Here is a 21,882-nt window from a genome sequence, read left to right as displayed (position 1 = left end):
CCGCTCACGGGCCCACCCGGGCCCACCCGGGCCCACCCGGGCCCACCGGGACTCACACGGACTCACACGGACTCACACGGACTCACACGGACTCACACGGACTCAGAGGATCATGAACGACTCCTTCATCCCCGCCGCCCGCGCGGCGGCAGGCAAGGCCGGGCCCGGCGGCACGCCCACGCGGCGGTCCTCCCGGCCGGAGAACGGCCGCGGGCGTGCCGCCAGGCTCGGCACCGCCGCGTACGCACCGGTGGAGGCGTCATGACGGACCTCCTGCGCAACCCCGTGAAGAACTACGACTGGGGCTCGCGCACGGCCATCGCCACGCTGGCCGGGCGCCCCTCCCCCGCGGAGCTGCCCGAGGCGGAGATGTGGTTCGGCACTCATCCATCAGGCTCCTCGTCGGTGCTGCGCCGGGGGACGTGGCACTCCCTCGCCGAGACGGTGGCCGCCGACCCGGTGGCCGAGCTGGGGAGGGAGACCGTCGAGCGGTTCGGCTCGCGGCTGCCGTACCTGCTGAAGCTGATCGCGGTGGATCTGCCGCTCTCGCTCCAGGTCCACCCCTCGCAGGAGCAGGCGCGGGAGGGGTTCGCCCGGGGCACCTACGTCGACCCGTTCCCCAAGCCGGAGCTGATCTGCGCGCTCACCCCGTTCACCGCGCTGGCCGGGTTCCGTCCTCCCCGGGAGGCGGCGGCCCTCATCGGCGGGCTGGGCGTCGCGGAGCTGGAGCCCGTCGTCGCGCCGCTGGCCGCCGGGGACGCCTCCGCCGCGCTCCGCGCGCTGGTGGAGTGGCCCAAGGACGGCAGGGCCGACCTCGTGGCCGCCATCACGCGCGCCGCCTCGGCCGCCGGCGGCCCCGACAACGAGCTGGTCGTACGCCTGGCGGGGATCCACCCGGAAGACCCCGCCTGCCTGGCCCCGCTGTTCCTGCGGCGCCACGAGCTGCGGCCCGGCGAGGCGCTCTTCCTGGGCGCCGGGGTCCTGCACTGCTACCTGAGCGGGCTCGGCGTGGAGATCATGGGCGGCTCCGACAACGTGCTGCGCGCGGGCCTGACCGGCAAGCCGATGGACGTGGAGGAGCTGCTGCGGGTCACCGACCCCTCGGTCCCGGCTCTGCGGGTCGAGCCGGTCGGCAACCTCTATCGCACCCCGGTCCCCGAGTTCCGTCTCGGTACGGCCGTCCCCGGTTCCGGCCTCACCCTGGAGGGCGGGGTGCCGCGCATCCTGCTGTGCACCGAGGGCGAGATCGAGACCGGCGAGCACACCCTGCGTCCCGGCGACTCCGTCTTCGTCCCCGCCGCCCACGGGCCCGTCGAGGCGCACGGCTCGGGAACGCTCTTCTGGGCCGAGCCCGGGATCGGCTGACCTCCTCCCCGGCCGTCCCCGAGGACGCCGGGACCGGAGGGCGGGGGCCTCGCACGGGACGCCGTGCGGGGCCCCGATGTTCATACCGGCCTGGTATGGCGGATACACCCCCGAGGCGGGCGGGGCGTCCCCACCAGCGAGGCTGGAGGTATTCGATGACACCGTCCGACGACCTCACGGATCAGGACCTCCATCTGGAGCTGATCCTGGTCGAGGTACTGCACCACGAAGCCGAGCACCTCGCGACCGGCTGAGCGCCCCGTTCCCGGCTCCAACGGGGGAGCCGGGAACGGGAACGGCCGGGCGCCCGCCGCGCCTTGGGCATCGTCCCGCTGAGACCGGGAATGGCCGGGTTGCCTATCGCGCCTTCGATGGTTTCGGCACCTTCGGCGCCTTCGACACCTTTGTGCAATGCCCGGCCGGACCGCTTCCCCTCCCCAAAACACCACAAGAGGGGTAATCACAATTGCGCGGGCCGCCGCAACCGTTATGAGCAGGCGATATACCGACCACCGAAACGCAACGCGTCGACACGAACGCGAGGTGTTATGAGGGAAGGCCTCATGAAACCCTCACCAGGTGGAGTTCACCGTGGAACCCGCGTTGCTCATCCTCGCCGTGTTCGTCATATGGGTCATCTCCGATTGGATCCGTAATTACCTCTCGAAATGCCGCAAATGCCGAGGTTCCGGCACGTTGAAGGCCACCTTCTTCCCTCGTCAGTACCGCCCCTGCCCGCGCTGCACCAAGGGCGAGGTCAGGCACGGATTCGCCCCCAAGAAGTGACCGGGAGGCAGGACGTGGACAATCCCCCGGCGGCCCCGGCCGCTCCCCGCAGAAAAGCGGGCCGTCCTCCGCCCCCGCCCACTCCCCGTGGGAAAGCGGGCCGTCCCCACGGGAAGGCAGGTCGCCGCCCGGCATCCCACACGTACACGGAAATGTCGCGAAAAGTCCCCGCACCGGCGGGACGCACAGCCCTTTTCCACCGCCTTCCGAACCTTTCCCAGGGGATTGACGTTTCAGTGTCGTGAGGCTTCTCCACGGTGTCCGCGTCGCCCTGGCCGTGACGGCGGCGTGCGGGGCGGTCGCGCTGATCTCACAGGCGGTGCGCGCGCCCTCGCCCGCGCCGGTGTCGTGCCCGGAGCGCTGGGGCGGCGACCGGCCCGGCGGCTGGGTGCCCGCCGTCGCCGACCTCGACGGGGTCGAGGAGTCGCTCGTCCCCGGAGAGCCGATCACTGCGATGATCTGCGCCTACCCCGGCGACGGCACGCGCCCGGGAGGCGAGCGGCTCGCCGGATCCCGGCTCCTGACCGGCGGGGCCGGGGCCATCGCCCGCGACCTGGGCTACCTCCCGGTGACCACGGCCGATCCCGGCGGCCCGTGCGCGCGACGGGGCGGGGCGACGACGAGCTATCTCATCAGGTTCGCCTACCCCCGCGGGAAGGCCCTGTGGGTGGGCAGCGCCGAGGAGGCCGGCTCCTGCGTGACGACGACGAACGGCACCGTCGGCAGCCGCTCGTACGTCGGGCGGGACATCACCGCCGCCTACCGCACCGGGACGTGGAATCCCGTACGGCCCGGCGACCCCTGCCTCGGGTTCCCCGGGCGCCGGGGTCAGTACGAGCGGATGGTGCCCGGCGGGCCCGTCTCGGTCCTGGTCTGCGGGCAGGCCTCGTACGACGGGCCGGCCCCGCGCCTGGAGCACGGCAGGGAGACGGCCGAGGCCCTGGCGGCGACGCTCAACTCCCTGGACACCCTGCCGAGCGAGAAGGCGTGCCCCGAGACCGAGGGCGTGCGACTCCTGTTCGGCTACCCGGACGGGCCGCCCGCGGCCGTCCGGATCCTGACGGCCTGCGAACCCGGTGTCGACAACGGGCTGCTCCGGGCGAACCTCGACGAGAACACCCGCGACCAGCTGATGCGGCTCGCGCCACCGGCCTAGACACCCGGACACCTCGCACCACCGGCCTAGACACCTGGATACCCGGACACCTCGCGCCACCGGCCCGGACACCTCCGCCGACGGCCCCGGTCCCGGCCCCGGCACGTGACCGGGGCCGGGGCCATTCGCCAAGGCCGGGACCTGCCGGATCAGCCGAGCCCGCCGGGAAGGCCCGCCTGGATGGCGGCCAGCACCGCCTCGTGCATCTCCTCGCCGGTGTGACCGGCCAGCGGGGCGGGACTGCCGGTCAGGGTGTACCACTCCTCCGCGCCGAGATACTGCACCGCGACGTGTGCCTGGTCGTCGCGGACCTCGGTGCGTACGGCGAGATCACCGGTGATGACCCCCATCTCGTCGGTCATCACCCCGCCGGGCCCGGCGAGCACCTGGTTGTCGTAGTGTTCGCGGCCGGCCACCTCGCTCACTTATCGTCCTCACCGGCCGGCTGGGGACGGCAGGTGTCGAGCATCTCGGCGAGGGCGGCCTTCTCCTCGGCGGTGACGGTGAGACGGTAGTGGTACTTCACATCCGCCCAGGCACGGGCGTACATGCAGCGGGAGGCGGCGAGCGGCGGCCTCCACGCCTCGGGGCCCTGATCGCCCCTGCTCTTGTTCGAGGTGGCGGAGACGGCGAGCAGCTGCGGCCGTTCCAGATCGTTGGCGAAGTTCTTGCGCTCGACGTCGGTCCAGGCGTCGGCGCCGGAGCGCCAGGCGTTGGCCAGCGGCACGATGTGGCTGACGTCGACCTCGGCGGCCGAGCTGAGGGTGCGCCCGTCGTACGGCGAGTACCAGGAGCCCGACACCGCCCGGCAGGTGTCGTCGCGCTGCACGTTCTGCCCGTCGCGCGCCAGCACCGTCTCGCGGGCGTCGCAGGTCGGGGTGCGCAGGCCCCAGTACGGGAAGCGGTCCCGGCTGTAGCCGTCCATCGACCGCGGCTCCGCGACGGTGAGCAGGTTCAGCTCGGCGCGGGCGATCGGCGGGACCGACGGCTCGGGCAGCTTGACCGCGGCGGCGGCCGGCCCGGCGAGGGCGGCGAGGAGGGCGGGCAGGGCTGTGAGGATGGCGACCGTGTGGCGCCGTTGTCTTGTCAGCATGTGCCACCACTACCAGCAGTGATCGCTCGGAGTAACGAGAAACGCCGCCCCCACCACAGAACGTAGCGGATATGTGGGAGAACACCCCGCGACCGCGCGAGCACCCGGACGACCGGCCCGGCACGCCCGGACGACCTCCCGGCAAGCTTCGCCGCCCGAGGACCCACCGCGACCGGGAACGCGACCGGGAACACGTGAGCGGCGGCGGGGAAAGCTCCGGTAAGGCGCGGAGATTTATTGATCAAACTCGGTGTGGGACCGGTGACCGGGCCAGGGAAACCAGGCGAGAACCGGGGCGCGAAGACCGGCAGGGGCACGGCAGAGGGGCATGGCGAGGGGGCGGCGGAGGACACGGCGAGGCGTCGTCACGCCTCCCGGTCGCGTGAGGTCGTGGGGACCAGCACCTTCTTCGCCCTCGCCATCAGCGTGAGCGCCACCACCGCGAAGGCGAGCGCGAGCAGGGTGAAGCCGGTGAGCGAGAGCTCGTCCGTCCAGCCCAGCAGCCGGGGCGACGCCGTGGAGAAGGCGAAGAACGCGAAGAACAGCATCGACCAGGCGTACAGCCGCACCCGCAGGACCCGGCCCGGCCCCGAGACCAGGCGCGGAGCCCGGCCCGTCACCAGCACCTGGACACCGTGCGCGGCCAGCACGCACCCGATCGCCAGAAGGGCCCAGCTGAACGCGACTGACAGCGTTTGGACGCTCATCGGGATCGCACCTCCCTCGCCGCCGACGGTGAGCGGAACCGATATTTCCGATCACCGGCCGCCTGCCCGGCGAGAGGTGCGGCAAACCATCCGCCCGTACGGCGACACCACGCCCGCCGAAGATCTCGTCCGCGTGTTCCGGGCGACACGCGAGCGCCGGACAGCCCGGTCGCCCGCCGGTGCGGGACACCGGGCGGGCGATCGGGCCGAGCGCTCAGAAGATCGACGTGGTTCCGCCGGGATTCCCCAGCCAGGGCGTGCCGTACGCGTAGTGGCCGCCGCCGGTGGAGATCATCACATATCCGTGGGCACCGTCCGTGCGGTAGCTCACGTCGGAGATCTCACCGGTGATGCCGGGCGGAGAGCCGCCCGTGTACCGCGCGCTGCCATAGGCGTAGATCTCACCCGCTTTGCTGACCATCACGTATCCCTGGCCGTCGCGGGTGGGTGACATGGCGACCACCGCGCGGCTGAATCCCGTCGGGCTGCCGCCCCAGTACTGGGCGTTGCCGTAGGCGTAGACCTGGCCCGCCGAGGTCAGCAGCCAGTAGCCGCCTCCGTCCGGCGTCATCTCGACGTCGACGAACCGGCCGGTGTAGCCCGTGGGAGCGCCGCCACGATGGACGGCCGAGCCGTAGGCGTAGACCTGCCCGGCCGCGCTCACCATGACGTAGCCCTGGGCGTCGGGCATCGCGGCGATGGCGACGATCTCCTGGGAGTAGCCGGTGGGGCTGCCTCCCTTGTAGGGGGCGTTCCCGTAGGCGTAGACCTGACCCGCCGAGGTCAGCAACCAGTAGCCTCCCCCTCCCGCGGTCACCTTGGCGTCCACGAACCGCCCCGTGTATCCGGTGGGAGAACCCCCGTGGTGACCGCCGTTCCAGGCGTAGACCTGACCCGTGCTGGAGACGTCGGTGTAGGAGTTGGGGCCCGTGATGTGAACGCCTCCGCCGTTCACCACCCCCTCCGGGGTCGCGGGGGTTCCCACGCTGACCGAGGTCGGCCGGCGTGCCGTGATGGTCGTGCCGCGGCCGGCGTTGGCCGGGCACTGCAGGCTGCCGTTCCTGCGGATCTCGAAGTGCACGTGCAGACCGGTCGAGTCACCGTTGACGGCGGTGTGGGCCAGCAACTGGCCGCGGGTGACCACCGCGCCGTTCGGGACCAGCGGTTCTTCGACCGACTCCGCCAGATGCGCGTAGCGGGTGGTCCATCCACCGGAATGGACGACGTCCAGGTGGTTGCCGTACCCCCCGGAATCCGCGTCCCTCCAGACGACGGTGCCGTCGTAGGCGGCGTAGACCGGGGTCGACGAGGGGCGGGCGATGTCGACGCCGGCGTGCCTGTGCGGTGTCGGAGTACTGCGGGCCTCCCCACAGGCGCCTGAGACGATGCCGTCCGCCGGCCACCAGAGATATCCGTCGGGCGCGGCCAGCGCGGGGGCGGCGGTAACGGCTGGGACCAGGATGAGGGTGAGGGCGGCCAGAAGCGTGGTGACGCGTTTGGATCCGGGCCTTTCGGTGAACGCCCTTCGGGGGATGGGCATGGCTGACTCCGTTCTCCGTGCCGGTCAGTACCAGTGCGGTGTGCGATCGGACCATTGCCGGTACGCCTCCTGCGGTGAGCCGTACCTCTGCCTGATGTACTGCAGGCCCCACCGGATCTGGGTCGCCGGGTTGTCGCGCCAGTCGGCACCGGCCTCGGCCATCTTGGACGCGGGGTAGGCCTGCGGTACGCCGTACGCCCCGGAGCCGCGGTTCGTCGCGTTCCACCGCCACCCGCTCTCTCCGGTCCACAGGTTGTCCAGGGAGGACCAGTGGGAGTCGGGCCACCCGTTGCCGCGCATGAGGACGTAGCCGTGGTAGCGCACCTGGCCGGTGTTGTTCCGGTCGGTGATGGTGGCCGACGCCCAGCGGGCCACGTGGCCGTCGTCGGTGTACAGCACGGCGTTGCCGTCGCTCTGCAGTTCGAGGTGGAGGCGGCCGCCGGTGCCCGTGGCCCAGACGGCCACATGACCGGGGGCGTAGACGACGAGGTTGCCGTCGCCCTGCATCTCGGCGCTGGAACCGTTGACGTGAGTCCCCGTGGCCCACACGGCCCGGTTGCCCGGGGCGTACAGCACCAGGTTCCCGTCACCTTGCATGACCAGCACGTACTGCCCGTCCGGGGAGACGAGCCGCTGGCCGGACGACAGCGTCTCGCCCGCCGCCAGCGAAGGGGTGTTCGGCGCCGCTCGCGCGGGACCGGTGAAGCCGAGCCCCGCCAGCAGCACGGCGGCGAGTATCCCGGCGGTGAAGGAGCGGGGCAGGTGGCGTACGAAGATGTTCATCGTGTTCTCCCGGGGTGCCGGCGGCGGGTCAGAGCCCGGCGGACACGTTGACGCCTGTTCCGAAGAGCAGCGGGCTGGTCACGCCGCTGACGGCGTTGCCCGATGAGACGACGGTGAGCTGGTTGCCGCCGCGCTGGTAGGAAAGACCGACGCCGGAGCCGTTGCCGCGCACGACGTTGCCGGTGACGGCGACATGGCCGGTGCCGTAGTTGACCTGCTTGATTGCCAGATACGTGGTCCCCGCTCCGCTGAACTGGAAGACGCGGTTGCCGACGACGGTGCTCGCGGCGTCGCCCTGGACGGTGACGCCGATGCCGTTGGTGACGAAGTCCTCGACGTAGTTGTCGCTGACGCTGGTCGCGAAGAGACGGCTCGCGTTGATGCCGGAGCCGCCGACGCCGTAGACGTGGTTGCGTTCGACCGTCCAGCCGGCGGAGTTGTCGAGCTTGATCGCGTCGCCCCCGCTGGCCGCTACCCAGCTCTCGGTGAGGTTCCAGTCGGTCACCGAATTGCCGGTGTCCTGGACGTAGATGCCGTGCTGCCCGGAGTTCTCCACGAACAGGCCGCGAATGCTGCCGTTGACCATCGTGTTGGTCAGCGTCGTGCCGTTGCGCGAGGTGTTGGTGACACGTAGTCCGTGGGCCCTGGCGTTCCGGATGTTGAGGCCTTCGACGGTGCTGCGCCAGGAACGGATCACGACCGCGTCCCCGCCGGTGGGGTTGTTGGCCGCGTTGGCGTCGATCGTGAGACCGCGCAGGGAGATCGGCTCTCCGGCGAAGGCGTCGTTGTTGATCCACGAGTCGGAGGCCAGCACCGCGGCGAGGTTGCTGCCGTTGCCCTCCCTGAGGAGGGTGGACGGGCTGTCGCCGCGGTACGCCCGGTTGCCGCGCAAGATGACGGTGCTGACGATCGTGCACGGCCCGTCGATGACGATCTCGTCGCCGGCCGCCGAGCCGTCGATCGCCGCCTGGATGACGGCGGCGTCGCCGTTGTTGTTGGCGCAGGTCGCGGTGACACGCGCGGCGGCCGCGGGACCCGCGCCGGCGAGTGTCGCGGCGACGGCACCGGCCGCGATCACCACAAGGGACGTGACCGTCAGGACACGACGACCGGCGCGTCTCGGATTCGTCATGGGTTCTCCTCCACTTCCGCGGACGCCCGTGATCCGGGCGATTCCTTAGGAGTGAACGGGGAGACCCGGCGGGGCGGTAGTACACCCCCGCACCATCGGGAGGGCACGCGGCTTCTCCGGGAAACGCCACGACATTCATCGCGAACGTCCTCCGCGCGATCGCGGGCGCCTCCTTCGTCCTTACCATTCGCGCATAAATCGCTATTATTCAAGTCACCCAGTAAACGCCGAGCACGATCAATGAGTGCCAGAGTCGCCCACTCACGCGAAAGCCGGCCGGAATATGACTTACACGATGACCGGTATGCCCGACGAATCAGTCGACGAGGTACTGGTCGCGTTCAAAGGCGATAAATGGACGGTGGCTCGCGGGCGGTTGCTGACAATGGGTCGCAGCCGCGCGTGCGACGTGCACCTGCCCGACGACGAACACCTGTCACGGCGGGCGGGTTCACTGCTCGTCCTCAACGACTGCGTTCTGGTACGCAACGACTCGCGGCACAAACCCCTCGTCATCCGGCCGCCGTCCGGTGAGGACCGCGTCGTCGAGCCGGGGGCGGCGATGACCTCCCTGCCGTTCATGGTCTTCTCCGTCGTCTTCACCGGCCGCGGCGGGTCGACGGTGACGGTACGGGTGGACGCCCGGTCGGTGACGCCGTCCGCCGGCCATCACCCGGGCGAGGTGGTGACCCGTGCTCCCGAGACGGTCACCTCTCCCATCGTGTTCACCAGGGTGCAGCGGATCGTGATCGCCGCGCTGTGCGAGCCGTTGCTGAGGAGGACCGGCCCGCGGGCGGTTCCGGCGACGTACGCCCAGATCGGCAGGCGGCTGGGCAGGCGGCCCCAGTACATCCGCAATGTCGTCAAGTCGCTGCGGGAGAGCCTGGCCGGCCACGGGGTCCCAGGAATGACCATGGACGACGAGCAGGCCGTGCACGACGATTTCCGATGGGCGCTGGCCCGCTGGGCGATGCGCAGCGCGGTCGTCGGCGCGGAGGACCTCGACGACCTGCCGTCCGACCCGGAGGCCGGGGAAGACGATGGAATCTGACCGCCACGACCCCCCGCCGGGCCGCGAAGCGGACACCCGGGGCGGGCCGGACCTCCCCACCTCGGCGTCCGGCACGGACGTCACCGGCGGCGCGCGGGCTCGGCCCGCCGTCCCCGCCGACGAGCCCAACGGGTTGTTCGTCGGCCCGGCGGACGCGCCCGACCGGTACGAGCTGCTGGGCGACGGGATACCGGGCGGGCAGGGCGTCACCTGGAAGGCGCGCTATCACGGCGATCTGACCTCGCCCCTGCCGCTGGCCGTCAAACTCCTCCATCCGCCACACGACGCGGGGCCCGACTGGCCCTCGTCGCGCGACCGGCAACGCTGGCGCGACCACGCCGTACTGCTACGGCACCTGAGGCTGGACCACGTGGTGCGGCTGGACGAGGTGTTTCTCGGCGCGGCACCCCATCCGTACGACAGCCCGCCGCCCGAGGCGACCGCCGTCACCACGACCATGGCCTACCTGGTGATGGAGTGGGTCGAGGGAGCGACGCTGCAGGACCTTCTGGCGGGCGACCGGGCACGCGACGACACGGTCCGCGACCGTCTTCTCCACGTGGTCCAGGCCGGCGAGGCGCTCGCCGGCCTCGCCTCCATGACGCGATCGGGCGGCAACCCGAGCCTGCACCGGGACCTGAAGCCTTCCAACTGCATCGTGCACGCCAGGCGTGGCCTGGTGCTCATAGACGTGAGCACCCTGCGTCTCGTCGACGACGGATACGACTTCACCGGCTGGCACACGCCTCCCTACACCGCGCCGGAGGTACTGGCCGCACCGCACCTTCCCCGGACCGTCGCCGCGGACGTCTACTCGCTCGGCGCGCTCGCCTTCTTCTGCCTCACCGGGCAGGACCCTCCTGCCGCCGACGTTCCCGACGGTGCCGCGTACATCGAACTCGAGCTTCGTGCCGTGGCCGGGGAGGCGGGGGTCGGCGACCGTGACCGCCTCACCTCGCATGTCCTGACCGCCCTGAACGTCGACGCGTCACGCCGTCCGGCCGACCTGCGAAGGTGGAGCCGTGGCCTGCTCGAGGCCGCGCACCCGGCGGCCGGCGGCTCGGAGCAGGCACCGCCTGCCGGCGTCGGCGGCGCGAAGGAACGGTCACGCCCGCGCCGCCTCGCCGCCGCGATCGCCGCCCTGGCCGTCACCGGCACCGCGAGTGCGCTCCTGCTGTCCGGCTTCCCGGCGCGCACCACGGGACCGTCGGCCTCGTACGCCGCCCCCACCACCGCGACGCCGACGCCCTCCGGGCTGGCGGCGACCACCGGCGACGCGGCGGACGCCGCCGGGACGATCACCTCGCCGACCGACCGCTCGGCTGTGAAGCACTGCTCCTACTTCACCGGAACGGCCAGGCTCCGGCCCAGCACCACGCTCATCCTCGCGATGCAGAACCTCGACAACGGCGACCCCGCGAAATACATCCAGTTCGTCCACGGATTCGAGAGACCGGGCAGCCTCTCCACGTGGAGAGGCGCGCAGTTCTTCGGCGGGCCGCGCACGGGCGTCGGCCAGCGTTACCGGGTCGAACTGATGGCGGTGAGTCTCGCGTCCGCACGACGCGTCCACGCCTCCGGCAGCGAGGTCGACGAGGCTCTCGTGAAATCGGCGACCTCACTGGCGAGCGTGCGAGTGCGCCGGATCGACGGCATGGGGCCGAACGGGTGCGTCGGCCCACCCGACGGTTGAGGGCCCCGCGCCCGCCGGGAACCACGTCCGCGCACGTCAGACGGGCCGCGTCGCATCCGATCCCGAGTCCGCGCCGGGCCGGTGGTTCCGGCGCCCGACGGCTCCGATGTGCTGCGGCCCTTCCGATGCTCGACGGCTCTAATGTTCGACCGTGATCACTACATTTCCCGTTTTCTGGCCCGTTTCGACATATCGATAGGCCTCGACGATCTCGTCCAGTGGATATCGCCGGTCGATGACCGGTGTGAAACCGCCGGACTCGATGAGTCCCTTGAAATGCCGTGCGATCTCCGGGTCGTTCTGCTTCGGGATGGGGAACATCACCTTCCTGCCGCGCAGCAGCGGGGTGACGAGTGCCAGGACCAGGTTCTGCGACAGGGTACCCAGGTCCGACGCGAGATAGATCCCGCGCGGTTTCAGCAGCCGCCTGCACCGGCCGAACGAGCTCTTGCCGACCGCGTCGATGACGATGTCGTACTCCCGCCCGTGCCTCGTGAAGTCCTCGGCCGTGTAGTCGATGACCCGGTCGGCCCCCAGCCCCCTGACCAGCTCGACGTTCCTCGTGTCGCAAACCGCGGTCACACTCGCGCCGAGTCCTTTCAGGAGCTGGACCGCCGCCGAGCCGATCGCCCCGGTCGCACCGTAGACGAGGACGTCCTGCCCGCTCCGGACCTTCGCCGTCCTGATGATCGTGAGGGCGTAGTGCGAGCCCTCGGTGCTGGGAGCGGCCTCCTCGTAGGTCAGGCCCTCCGGGATGAGCGCGATCGCGCCGTCTTGGGAGATCGACATGTACTGGGCGTGGGCCCCGAATCCGCTCTCGTTGTATCCGAACACCCGGTCGCCGGCCGTGAAGGACGTGACGCCGCCGCCCACCGCCTCGACCTCTCCCGCGAACTCGTTTCCGAGAATTCTCACCTTCGGCCTGACGAGCCCGGTGAAAAGTCTCCAGACGAAGGGCTTCGCCGCCCTCAGAGCGCAGTCCGTGCGATTGACCGTCGTCGCGTGGACCTTGACGAGGATCTCGCCGTCCTTGGGCGCCGGTTTCTCGGCCTCTGCGAAACGGACCACTTCCGGTGGGCCATACCTGGTGCGGACCGCGGCCTTCATGACTGAATTATAGCGATCACCCGAAAATCCGGACGAAATCCCGCCCTCGCCATCCGCACTCGCCATTCGCGCTCGCCATCCGCACTCACCGTCCGCACTCGCCATTCGTGTTCGCCATTCGCGTTCGCCATCCGCACTCACCGTCTGCGCTCACCGTCCGGCCTTGCCGGTCGGGCGCCGGACGCGGCCGTGGCCGGGGCCGTGGCGGCCCGGCCGCCGCCGTCGTTACGCTGGGCACCCGCGCCGACGTGCATGGAGGAACTCATGGCCGCTGGCCCGCTGGAGCCGGACGACCCGCGCACGCTGGGAGCGTTCCAGGTCGTGGGACGCCTGGGCGAGGGCGGGCAGGGGATCGTCTACGAGGGATGGGGCGCGTCCGGCGACCGGGTCGCGATCAAGGTCCTCAAGGGCGGCGCGAGCCCGGACGTCCGCCGCAGGCTCGCCAGGGAGCTGGAGTCGGCCCGCCGGGTGGCCCCGTTCTGCACGGCCCGGGTGCTGGCGGCCGAGCTCGACCGGCCGGACCCCTACGTGGTGAGCGAGTTCGTCGCCGGTCCCTCGCTGCAGGAACGGGTGCGCGACAACGGCCCGTTGCGGGACGGCGACCTCGACCGGCTCGCGGTCGGCACGGCCTCCGCCCTCGCGGCCATCCACGGCGCCGGGGTGGTCCACCGGGACTTCAAGCCGGCCAACGTGCTTCTCGGCCCCGACGGGCCGCGCGTGGTCGACTTCGGCATCGCCCGGCCGCTCGACGCCGGGACGACCTCCTCGGCGCTGTCGGGCACCCCGCCCTACATGGCGCCCGAGCAGCTCAACGGGGTCCACGGGTCGCCCGCGGCCGACGTGTTCGCCTGGGCCTCGACCATGGTCTACGCCGCGACCGGCAGGTCGCCGTTCGGCGGTGACACCGTCGCCGCGGTCTTCAACCGCATCCTCACCCGGGATCCCGACCTTTCCGGCGTTCCCCGGGGGCTGCGCGAGGTGCTGGCCGCCTGCCTGTCCAAGGACCCGGCGACGCGTCCCTCCGCCCGGTCGCTCCTGGTCCGCCTGGTCGACCCCGGGGCCTCCACCGTCACGGTTCCCGACGTCGGCCCGGTCCCCAGCGCGTACGTCCCCGACGACTGGCCCGGCCACACCCGGGCCGAGCCGCCGCCCGCGGCCGTCCCGTCCGGAACGCACCCCTCAGCGCGGCATCCGCCCGGCGAGCCCGCGCGGGACGCGGCGGCCCTCCCCCCGCGCGGGCCCGCGTCTCGCGGCGAGGCCGGTACGACTGGTCGTGACACGGCGATCTCCACGCCACCGCGCGGCGAGCGGGCCACCCGGCGGGCCGGGCGCGCGGTCGTCCCGGTGGCCGCCGTCGTCGTCGCGGGTCTCGCGACGATCGGTGTGCTGTACGCGACGGGGACCGTCGGAGGCGCTTCCCCGGGCGTCGGGGCGACGCCCCTGGAGGAACCCGGCGGGACCGCCGGCCCGGTAACGGTCTCCGGATCGGCCTCGGCGCCGTCCACGGCCGAGGGCGCCGGAATCCCGGCGGCCTTCGCGGGGACCTGGGCGGGAAGGATCGTCTCGCAGGACGACCGCGCGCGCACCGCCGACGTCACGATCACCCTGAACCGGGACGGGTCCGCCGGGACGTGGGTGACCGGCGACTGCGAGCAGCGGGTCACGCCGACCCGGGTCCGGGGCGACACCGTGCTCGACCTGACCGTGGCGCAGCGCGACCAGTGCGTGAGCGGGGACATGACCCTCACGCTGAGGGACTCCCAGACCTTGGACTGCGTGAAGCAGGAGGGCGGGGGCTCGCTGGAGTACCACGGAAGCCTGCGCCGCTCCTGATCGCCCGGCCCGTTCCCCCGCCCTCCTCGGATCGCCTCGCCCGCACCCTTCCTGGGTATTCGGCCCGCTCTCCCGCTCTCCCCGGGGTCACCCGGCCCGCTCCCCTGCCCCCTTCGGACAGCCCGGTCCATTCCCTTCCCGATCGCCCGGCCCGCTGGGGTTCGCTGCGGGCCGGACCGTTCAGCCGGCGCGCATGATCTGGAAGGAGTACGTCCCGGTCCTCGCCGCGGGTGATCTGACGACCAGCGCGTAGCGCCCGTCCCCGCCCGGGAGCGACAGGTCGAACTCGTTGCCGCACAGCGGGTAGGGCTGCCGGGGGTCGGCGACGCTCTTCTCGGCGGCGTCGTAGATCTCGACGTCGACGGCGGTGCACGGTCCGCCGCCCGCGACGACCCTGATGGTCGTGGCGCCGTCCGCGTCGAACTCGAAGCGGTCGATCCGCCCGGGGACGTCCAGCGACCCCGCCCCGGCAGGACTGCCCTCACCGATCTTCAGGCCGATCGTCGCGGGGAAGGTGCGGACCTTCACCGTCGCGATCCGGAGGCTGTACGCCCCGATGACGTCGGTTTTCCCCCAGACCTCCAGCCGGTGGCCGCCCACCTTGGTCAGCTTGTTGCTGAGCGACGTACCGGCGCTGAGACTGACGGCGGCCGGGCTCAGGGGTTCGTCGTCGACGTCGGAGAACACCTGGAACTGGATGTCGTCACCCTCCATGTCGGTGACGTAGAACTCCCTGGCGTCGCCCAGGTCCAGCGCGAACCTGTGCCTCTCCCCCGCGCGGGTCAGCTCGGCCGAGACCGTGCTGCCGTCGAAGAGGGTGCCGCCGGGTTCGACGGCCGCCGAGGGCCGGTCCTGCTCCCCGCCCCCGGCCCCGGCGGTTGCCCTGGTTGCCGTGGTTGCCGTGGTTTCCGCCTGGGGGGTCGCGCTGCTCGTCACCTCCGCGGGAGCGGCGGCACCGCTCCCGGTCCCACCGCCGGTGAGACCGCATCCGGTGAACGTCACCAGCGCGAGGACGAGAAGGGCGCCGTACCGTACCGGCGCGAAGGGGCGTGCCGAGGGGAGATCCGTCATGGATCCCATTCTTCGAAGTCCGCTTACAACCTGGTTGCCCACCGCTTTCTCGTTCCCGAACTCCCGGAGTCGCGCATTCCAGAGTCCCGAGTCACGAAGTCGCGAGTCCCGGAGTCCCGAGTCACGGAGTCCCGACCCCCGGACTCCCGGCGGTCTCTCCTTGTCGCCTCCGGTGCCGGGACATGAATCCCAGACCATGCGGGAGGCCGCCGACGGGACGTGAGGGATGGTGGGCTCGCGGAGGGGCGTACCCGGGGGTGGATCGCGGCCCGACGTTCCCTTTCCTGAGACAACGTTGTCAAGTGCTGGTCGCGTGTCCGCACGGGAACCGAACCTCCTCCCGGGCCGCCCGGCGGGGTCGCGCGGACGAGGCGACGTCACGGCCGACGAGCGCGACCGCCGCTTGCCCGGCGCCCGGCGGCGATACCCTCGGCGGTGACCAGGCGAGAGATTCGGACAACGTTGTCACCATGTGAGACGGTGTGTCGGTATGGTTCCTGGCATGACCAGCGACGGCGGCCGTACGAGGCGGCCCACCATGGTGGACGTGGCGACCCGGGCCGGAGTGAGCCTGAAGACCGTCTCGCGGGTCGTGAACAACGCGCCGCACGTCCAGCCCGAGCTGGTCGAGCGGGTGCTCGCCGCCGTGGCCGAGCTGGGCTTCCGCCGCAACCACCTGGCCAGCTCGCTGCGCTCGGGACAGGCGACCGCCACGATCGGGCTGCTGATCGAGGAGATCGCCAACCCGTTCTACGCGACGATCGCGGGAACCGCCGCCGAGGTGGCCCGGCAGCGCGGCACGATGCTCATCATCGCCAGCTCCGAGGAGGACCCGGCGCGCGAGCGGCAGCTGCTGCGGGACATGTGCGCCCGACGCGTCGACGGGCTGCTCGTGGTGCCTGCCGGCGACGACCACTCGTTCATGCGCGCCGAGGTCGAGCTCGGCACGCCGGTCGTCTTCCTCGACCGGCCGGCCGGCGGGCTGCTCGCCGACACGGTGCTGCTCGACAACCGCGGGGGCGCGCGGGCCGGGGTGCGCAGGCTCGTCGAGGCGGGCCACCGCAGGATCGGCATCCTGCTCGACTCGATCGGCGTCTACACGATGCGCGAGCGGCTCGACGGCGCGCAGGACGCGCTGGCCCCGGCCGGGGCGCCCTACGACACCCGGCTGGTCCGCGACGGCGTCCGTGATCCGGCGGCGGCGGCCCGGGTCGTCTCCGAGCTGCTCGACCGGCCCGATCCGCCGACCGCCTTCTTCAGCCTGAACAACCGGATCACCCTCGGGGTGGTGGAGGAGCTGCACCGGCGCGGCAGCGACGCCGCGCTGCTCGGGTTCGACGACTTCGACATGGCCAGCCTGGTGCCGTACCCGCTGACGGTGATCGCCTACGACACCCGCGAGCTGGCCAGGACCGCCGCCGAGCTGCTGTTCCGGCGGATCGAGGGAGACCGGTCGTGGCCGCGCACCGTGGTGCTTCCCACCAAGCTGGTCGACCGGGGCATCCCGCCGCGCTGAGCCGGGCCACCGCGAAAAGCCGGGCCACCGCGAAAAGCCTTGCTACCGCGAGGAGCCGGGCCACCGCGAAAAGCCGAACGACCGCGAGGGAGCCAGGCGGCAGCGGCAGCGGCAGCGGCAGCGGCAGCGGCAGCGGCAGCGGCAGCGGCAGCGGCGAGAGGATCGTGTGCCGTAAATCTCACTTGGCGTCACGATACGTTACAAAATGGCCACATTGGGAGGGGGCCAATTGACACGCCCGTAACGCGGGTGGAGTCTCTACCCGCTGCCTGTTGACAACGATGTCATGGCCGATCGGAGGGAACCGGAATCGTTATGATCGCTGACTCCCGCCCTCCCGCGGCCTCGCGTACGGCCTGGAAACGCGCTCGGGCACGGAAACTCCCGCCGGTCGGCGCGACGGCCGGACACCGTCACCGGCCCGCACGGCGAGGTGGCCGGGCCCGTCCCTCGACGACGGCCGGGCGCGGCGCGTGACCACGCACGACGAGGTGGCACCCGTGCGAACGAGGCGGCGCGCGTACGACCGGGGCGGCGGCACGCGTCACCGTCCCACGAGTGAATCGCGCGAACGATGAATTAATTTAGATTCTGCGGAAAGTCCCACTCTTTCCACATGTGGTTCAGGCCACAGCGAAGTGCACGAACTGATGACGAACCTCCCGGAGGCAACCATGTCGGTGGTGACCTGGCGCGGTCCCCGGCAGCCGGACCCGCGCGGATCCCGCTGCCGGCCCAGAGACGGCGACGCCGCCGTCCCGAGGCCGTGTCCGGCACGGGTCCCGACCCGGGCGGGCCGGTCGTGAGCGGCGCGCCCGTCCTGCTGGAGATGCGTTCGATCACCAAGGAGTTCCCCGGCGTCAAGGCGCTCTCCGACGTCAACCTGGTGGTGCGGGCCGGCGAGATCCACGCGATCGCCGGGGAGAACGGCGCCGGCAAGTCCACCCTGATGAAGGTGCTCAGCGGCGTCCACCCGTACGGCACCTACTCCGGCCAGATCCTCTACCAGGGCACCGAGAGCCGGTTCTCCGACATCCGGGCCAGCGAGAACTCCGGCATCGTGATCATCCACCAGGAGCTCGCCCTGGTGCCCGGGATGTCCATCACCGAGAACATCTTCCTCGGCAACGAGCCCGGCCGCGGCGGCGTGATCAACTGGAAGGTCGCCAACCGCCAGGCGCTGGAGCTGATGGCCCGGGTCGGCCTGGAGGAGGACCCGGACACGCTGATCAAGGACATCGGCGTGGGCAAGCAGCAGCTCGTGGAGATCGCGAAGGCGTTCGCCAAGGACGTGAAGCTCCTCATCCTCGACGAGCCCACCGCCGCGCTGAACGAGGCCGACTCCCAGCACCTGCTGGACCTGCTGCGCGACTTCAAGCAGCGGGGCATCACCTCGATCATCATCTCCCACAAGCTCAACGAGATCGAGCAGATCGCCGACACCATCACCATCCTGCGGGACGGCCGGACGATCGAGACCCTCGACATCAAGGCGGACGGCGTCGACGAGGACCGGATCGTCCGGGGCATGGTCGGCCGGGAGCTGCACAGCCGCTTCCCCGACCACACCCCCGAGATCGGCGAGGTCTTCTTCGAGGTCCGCGACTGGACGGTCCGGCACCCGATCTCCGCCGAGCGCCTGGTGGTGAAGAACTCCAGTTTCACCGTGCGCCGCGGCGAGATCGTCGGGTTCGCCGGCCTGATGGGCGCCGGGCGCACCGAGCTGGCGATGAGCGTCTTCGGCCGGTCGTACGGCACGTACGTCTCCGGGAAGATCTTCAAGGACGGCCGGGAGATCGTGCTGAGGTCGGTGTCGGACGCCATCGCGCACGGCCTGGCGTACGTCAGCGAGGACCGCAAGTCGATCGGCCTGAACCTGCTCGACGACATCAAGACCTCGATGGTGTCCGCGAAGCTGTCCAAGGTCTCCACCCGTGGCGTGGTCGACCCGGTGCGGGAGCACAGGGCGGCCGAGGGCTACCGGACGAGCCTGCGGGTCAAGGCCCCCACGGTCGACGAGGGGGTCACCAAGCTCTCCGGCGGCAACCAGCAGAAGGTGGTGCTGGCGAAGTGGATGTTCACCGACCCCGACCTGCTCATCCTCGACGAGCCGACCCGGGGCATCGACGTGGGCGCGAAGTACGAGATCTACGGCATCATCCAGCGGCTCGCCGACCAGGGCAAGGGCGTCATCGTCATCTCCTCGGAGCTGCCCGAGCTGATCGGCCTGTGTGACCGGATCTACACGGTGTTCGAGGGGACCATCACCGGCAACATCGACCGGCGAGACGCCAACCCGGAACTCCTGATGAAGCAGATGACCTCAGCGAAGAAGGCACGCCGACCATGAGCCGTGTGAAAGAACTCCAGAAGTCCCTGTTCGGAGGGACGACCTCCAACGCCCGGCAGTTCGGGATGATCTTCACGCTGGTGGCGATCGTCCTGCTGTTCCAGATCCTGACCGACGGCCTGACGCTGAACTCCGGCAACCTCATCTCGCTGGTGAGCCAGTACTCCTACATCCTGATCCTGGCCATCGGGATGCTGATGGTCATCGTCGCCGGGCACATCGACCTGTCCGTCGGCTCGATCGCCGCGTTCGTCGGCATCGTGGTCGCGAAGGTGATGCAGGACTACTCGGTGCCGTGGTTCCCCGCCATCCTGATCGGCCTGGCGGTCGGCGTCCTCATCGGCACCTGGCAGGGCTTCTGGGTGGCGTACGTCGGGGTGCCGGCCTTCATCGTCACCCTGGCCAGCATGATGCTGTTCCGGGGCGGCAACCAGTACATCGGCAACGCCGACACCATCCCGGTGCCCGAGGGTTTCCGGGTCATCGGCGCCGGCTTCCTGCCCGAGGTCGGGCCCGACACCGGGTACAACAACCTCACGCTCCTGCTCGGCCTGCTGGTGTGCGTCGCGGTGGTGGTCCGGGAGTGGAAGGCCCGCAAGACCCGGCGGGAGATGGGGGCCGACGTCGCCCCGATGTGGATCTCGGCGATCCGGGTCGCCGTCCCGGTCGTCGTGGTGGTGTTCGCGAGCCTGCAGTTCGCCGGCGGCCGGATCGGGACCAGCTTCCCGATCTCCGGGATCATCCTCGGCGTCCTGGTCGTGATCTACGCGTTCATCACCCGCAACACGGCCGGCGGCCGGCACATCTACGCGGTCGGCGGCAACGCCAGGGCCGCCGAGCTGTCCGGCGTGAAGCTCAGGCGGGTCAACTTCCTGGTGATGATGAACATGTCGGTCCTGGCGGCGCTGGCCGGCATGATCTTCGTCGCCCGTTCGGCCGCCTCCGGGCCGCAGGACGGCATCGGCTGGGAGCTGGACGCGATCGCCGCCGTCTTCATCGGCGGCGCGGCGGTCTCCGGCGGCCTGGGCACGATCAGCGGGTCCATCGTCGGCGGCCTCGTCATGGCCGTGCTCAACAACGGCCTGCAGCTGATGGGCGTGGGCTCCGACCGGGTGCAGATCATCAAGGGCCTGGTCCTGCTGCTCGCGGTCGCGCTCGACGTCTACAACAAGAAGCAGGGACGCTTCTCGGTCATCGGATCGCTGACGCGCCCGTTCCGCCGGGACGCGCCGAGCGGCCCGGCGTCCGGCACGGAAACGGATCAGGAACGCGGCAAGAGTCCGGTGGCCGGCTGACGGCCACCCCCGGCGGGACGGAAGACCTCCGCCCCGCCCCACTTTGAAGAAGGGCACCTCTGAAAATGCGCAATATCCTCGTCAAGGGCGTGGCGGCCGGGGCCATCGCGCTTCTGTCGCTCACCGCCTGCGCCTCCGAGCGCTCGCAGACCCCCGCCGCCGGTACGGGCGCCTCCCCCGGTTCCACCGAGGCCGCGAAGGGCTTCCCCGCCGACTCGCTGATCGGCGTCGCGCTGCCGTCGAAGACCTCCGAGAACTGGGTCCTGGCCGGTGGCCTGTTCACCGACGGCCTGAAGGAGGCCGGCTTCAAGTCCGACGTGCAGTACGCCGGCTCCTCCACCACCGTCGCCGACCAGCAGGCGCAGATCTCGGCCATGGTCACCAAGGGTGCCAAGGTCATCGTCATCGGCGCGACCGACGCCGCGCAGCTGAGCACCCAGGTGGAGGCCGCCAAGGCGGGCGGCGCGACCGTCATCGCCTACGACCGGCTCATCAAGAACACCGACGCGGTCGACTACTACATCGCGTACGACAACTTCAAGGTCGGCCAGCTCCAGGGCCAGGCCCTGCTGGACGGCATGAAGGCGAAGAAGGCCGACGGCCCGTACACCATCGAGCTGTTCTCCGGCTCGTCGGACGACAACAACTCGGCGGTCTTCTTCGACGGCGCGATGGACGTGCTCAAGCCGAAGATCGACGACGGCAGCGTGGTGGTCGGCTCCGGCCAGACCGACGTCAAGCAGACCGCCACCGACGGCTGGAAGGCCGAGAACGCCCAGCGCCGCATGGACTCGCTGCTCACCTCCACCTACGGCAGCAAGACCCTCGACGGGGTGCTCTCCCCCAACGACACGCTGGCCCGCGCCATCATCACCTCCGTCAAGGGTGCCGGCAAGGACCTGCCCGTGGTGACCGGCCAGGACTCGGAGGTCGAGTCGGTCAAGTCGATCGTGGCCGGTGAGCAGTACTCGACGATCAACAAGGACACCCGCGAGCTGGTCAAGCAGACCATCCAGATGGCCAAGGACCTGCAGGCCGGCAAGGCACCCCAGGTCAACGACACCAAGTCGTACAACAACGGGGTGAAGGTCGTCCCGTCGTACCTGCTCGAGCCGCTGATCGTGACCAAGGAGAACGTCGTGGAGGCGTACGCCAACGACCCCAAGCTGGCCCCGCTCACGAAGTAGCGGCGCCCGGCCGGAGTCGGCCACACCCGTGGGTCCCCGGAAGCTTCACGACCGGGGGCCCACACTCGTCTCCGGCGTTGCCGCACTGGTGGCGGCTCCGGCATTCCCGCACGACCAGCGGCGAACCCCCGGCGTTCCCGCACGACCGACGGCGACCCCCGGCGTTCCCGCGCGGCCGGTGGTGGCCTTCCGGGGCACCGCCCGGCCGGAACTTCAC

19 protein-coding genes are annotated in these 21,882 nt (G+C 70.9%); 11 read left to right on the top strand and 8 right to left on the bottom strand.

The window, feature by feature from the left end; translation table 11 throughout:
• Positions 1-112 precede the first annotated feature (112 nt).
• The 4 genes from ABT053_RS04330 to ABT053_RS04315 all read left to right on the top strand — a co-directional run bounded on the left by ABT053_RS04330 (position 113) and on the right by ABT053_RS04315 (position 3,307).
• On the top strand, positions 113-265 hold the full coding sequence (locus ABT053_RS04330) for a hypothetical protein (protein WP_350967408.1): 153 nt from the start codon (positions 113-115) through the stop codon (positions 263-265).
• Positions 262-1,365 carry a mannose-6-phosphate isomerase, class I gene (manA, locus tag ABT053_RS04325; RefSeq protein WP_350967407.1) on the top strand — a complete coding sequence of 368 codons (1,104 nt, stop codon included), beginning with the start codon at positions 262-264 and terminating at the stop codon, positions 1,363-1,365. Before ABT053_RS04330 ends, manA begins: the two co-directional genes overlap by 4 nt.
• Before the next feature lie 579 nt (positions 1,366-1,944).
• Positions 1,945-2,151, top strand: a complete 207-nt coding sequence (locus ABT053_RS04320; RefSeq protein ID WP_350967406.1) for a hypothetical protein — start codon at positions 1,945-1,947, stop codon at positions 2,149-2,151.
• 241 nt (positions 2,152-2,392) lie between these two features.
• Positions 2,393-3,307, top strand: coding sequence for a hypothetical protein (locus ABT053_RS04315; RefSeq protein ID WP_350967405.1), 915 nt, complete (start codon positions 2,393-2,395; stop codon positions 3,305-3,307).
• Between the two features lie 149 nt (positions 3,308-3,456).
• Here the strand turns inward: ABT053_RS04315 and ABT053_RS04310 are convergent, their stop codons facing one another.
• The 6 genes from ABT053_RS04310 to ABT053_RS04285 form a co-directional block, all read right to left on the bottom strand.
• Positions 3,457-3,732, bottom strand: coding sequence for a hypothetical protein (locus tag ABT053_RS04310; RefSeq protein ID WP_350967404.1), 276 nt, complete (start codon positions 3,730-3,732; stop codon positions 3,457-3,459).
• A complete protein-coding gene (locus tag ABT053_RS04305; protein ID WP_350967403.1) occupies positions 3,729-4,400 on the bottom strand; it encodes a GmrSD restriction endonuclease domain-containing protein in 672 nt (223 codons plus the stop codon). Before ABT053_RS04305 ends, ABT053_RS04310 begins: the two co-directional genes overlap by 4 nt.
• Before the next feature lie 365 nt (positions 4,401-4,765).
• The gene (locus ABT053_RS04300; protein ID WP_350967402.1) at positions 4,766-5,107 is read right to left on the bottom strand and encodes a hypothetical protein; all 342 of its coding nucleotides are present in this window, start codon (positions 5,105-5,107) and stop codon (positions 4,766-4,768) included.
• Positions 5,108-5,321: 214 nt separating this feature from the next.
• Positions 5,322-6,647, bottom strand: coding sequence for a M23 family metallopeptidase (locus tag ABT053_RS04295; protein WP_350967400.1), 1,326 nt, complete (start codon positions 6,645-6,647; stop codon positions 5,322-5,324).
• A 24-nt stretch (positions 6,648-6,671) separates the two neighbouring features.
• Complete coding sequence (locus ABT053_RS04290) at positions 6,672-7,430, bottom strand: aggregation-promoting factor C-terminal-like domain-containing protein (RefSeq protein WP_350967399.1); 759 nt, start codon at positions 7,428-7,430, stop codon at positions 6,672-6,674.
• A gap of 28 nt (positions 7,431-7,458) precedes the next feature.
• Positions 7,459-8,562, bottom strand: coding sequence for a right-handed parallel beta-helix repeat-containing protein (locus ABT053_RS04285; protein ID WP_350967398.1), 1,104 nt, complete (start codon positions 8,560-8,562; stop codon positions 7,459-7,461).
• Positions 8,563-8,866: 304 nt separating this feature from the next.
• Here ABT053_RS04285 and ABT053_RS04280 point away from each other — a divergent pair, with 304 nt between their 5' ends.
• Both ABT053_RS04280 and ABT053_RS04275 read left to right on the top strand, forming a co-directional pair.
• Entirely contained in the window at positions 8,867-9,613 is a 747-nt protein-coding gene (locus ABT053_RS04280) for a hypothetical protein (RefSeq protein ID WP_350967397.1), read from the top strand.
• Positions 9,603-11,306 (top strand): serine/threonine protein kinase, encoded by a 1,704-nt coding sequence (locus ABT053_RS04275; RefSeq protein WP_350967396.1) that lies wholly within the window; start codon positions 9,603-9,605, stop codon positions 11,304-11,306. The genes ABT053_RS04280 and ABT053_RS04275 overlap by 11 nt, the downstream gene beginning before the upstream one ends.
• Before the next feature lie 138 nt (positions 11,307-11,444).
• Here the strand turns inward: ABT053_RS04275 and ABT053_RS04270 are convergent, their stop codons facing one another.
• Positions 11,445-12,413, bottom strand: coding sequence for an NAD(P)-dependent alcohol dehydrogenase (locus ABT053_RS04270; protein ID WP_350967395.1), 969 nt, complete (start codon positions 12,411-12,413; stop codon positions 11,445-11,447).
• A gap of 264 nt (positions 12,414-12,677) precedes the next feature.
• Between ABT053_RS04270 and ABT053_RS04265 the strand changes: the two genes are divergently transcribed.
• On the top strand, positions 12,678-14,246 hold the full coding sequence (locus ABT053_RS04265; RefSeq protein WP_350967394.1) for a protein kinase domain-containing protein: 1,569 nt from the start codon (positions 12,678-12,680) through the stop codon (positions 14,244-14,246).
• Between the two features lie 180 nt (positions 14,247-14,426).
• Here the strand turns inward: ABT053_RS04265 and ABT053_RS04260 are convergent, their stop codons facing one another.
• Complete coding sequence (locus ABT053_RS04260; RefSeq protein WP_350967393.1) at positions 14,427-15,317, bottom strand: hypothetical protein; 891 nt, start codon at positions 15,315-15,317, stop codon at positions 14,427-14,429.
• A 502-nt stretch (positions 15,318-15,819) separates the two neighbouring features.
• Between ABT053_RS04260 and ABT053_RS04255 the strand changes: the two genes are divergently transcribed.
• From ABT053_RS04255 to ABT053_RS04240, 4 genes are all read left to right on the top strand, one after another.
• Positions 15,820-16,833: a LacI family DNA-binding transcriptional regulator gene (locus tag ABT053_RS04255; protein WP_350967392.1), complete on the top strand. Its 1,014-nt coding sequence runs from the start codon at positions 15,820-15,822 to the stop codon at positions 16,831-16,833.
• Positions 16,834-17,662: 829 nt separating this feature from the next.
• Positions 17,663-19,183 (top strand): multiple monosaccharide ABC transporter ATP-binding protein, encoded by a 1,521-nt coding sequence (mmsA, locus tag ABT053_RS04250; protein WP_350967532.1) that lies wholly within the window; start codon positions 17,663-17,665, stop codon positions 19,181-19,183.
• The gene (mmsB, locus tag ABT053_RS04245) at positions 19,180-20,478 is read left to right on the top strand and encodes a multiple monosaccharide ABC transporter permease (protein WP_350967391.1); all 1,299 of its coding nucleotides are present in this window, start codon (positions 19,180-19,182) and stop codon (positions 20,476-20,478) included. Before mmsA ends, mmsB begins: the two co-directional genes overlap by 4 nt.
• A 65-nt stretch (positions 20,479-20,543) precedes the next feature.
• Entirely contained in the window at positions 20,544-21,665 is a 1,122-nt protein-coding gene (locus ABT053_RS04240) for a substrate-binding domain-containing protein (protein ID WP_350967390.1), read from the top strand.
• Positions 21,666-21,882: the final 217 nt, after the last annotated feature.

It is taken from the genome of Streptosporangium sp. NPDC002524 (genome assembly GCF_040295985.1).
Taxonomy (GTDB): Bacteria; Actinomycetota; Actinomycetes; order Streptosporangiales; family Streptosporangiaceae; genus Streptosporangium.
This window is presented reverse-complemented; position numbering and strand designations above follow the sequence as displayed.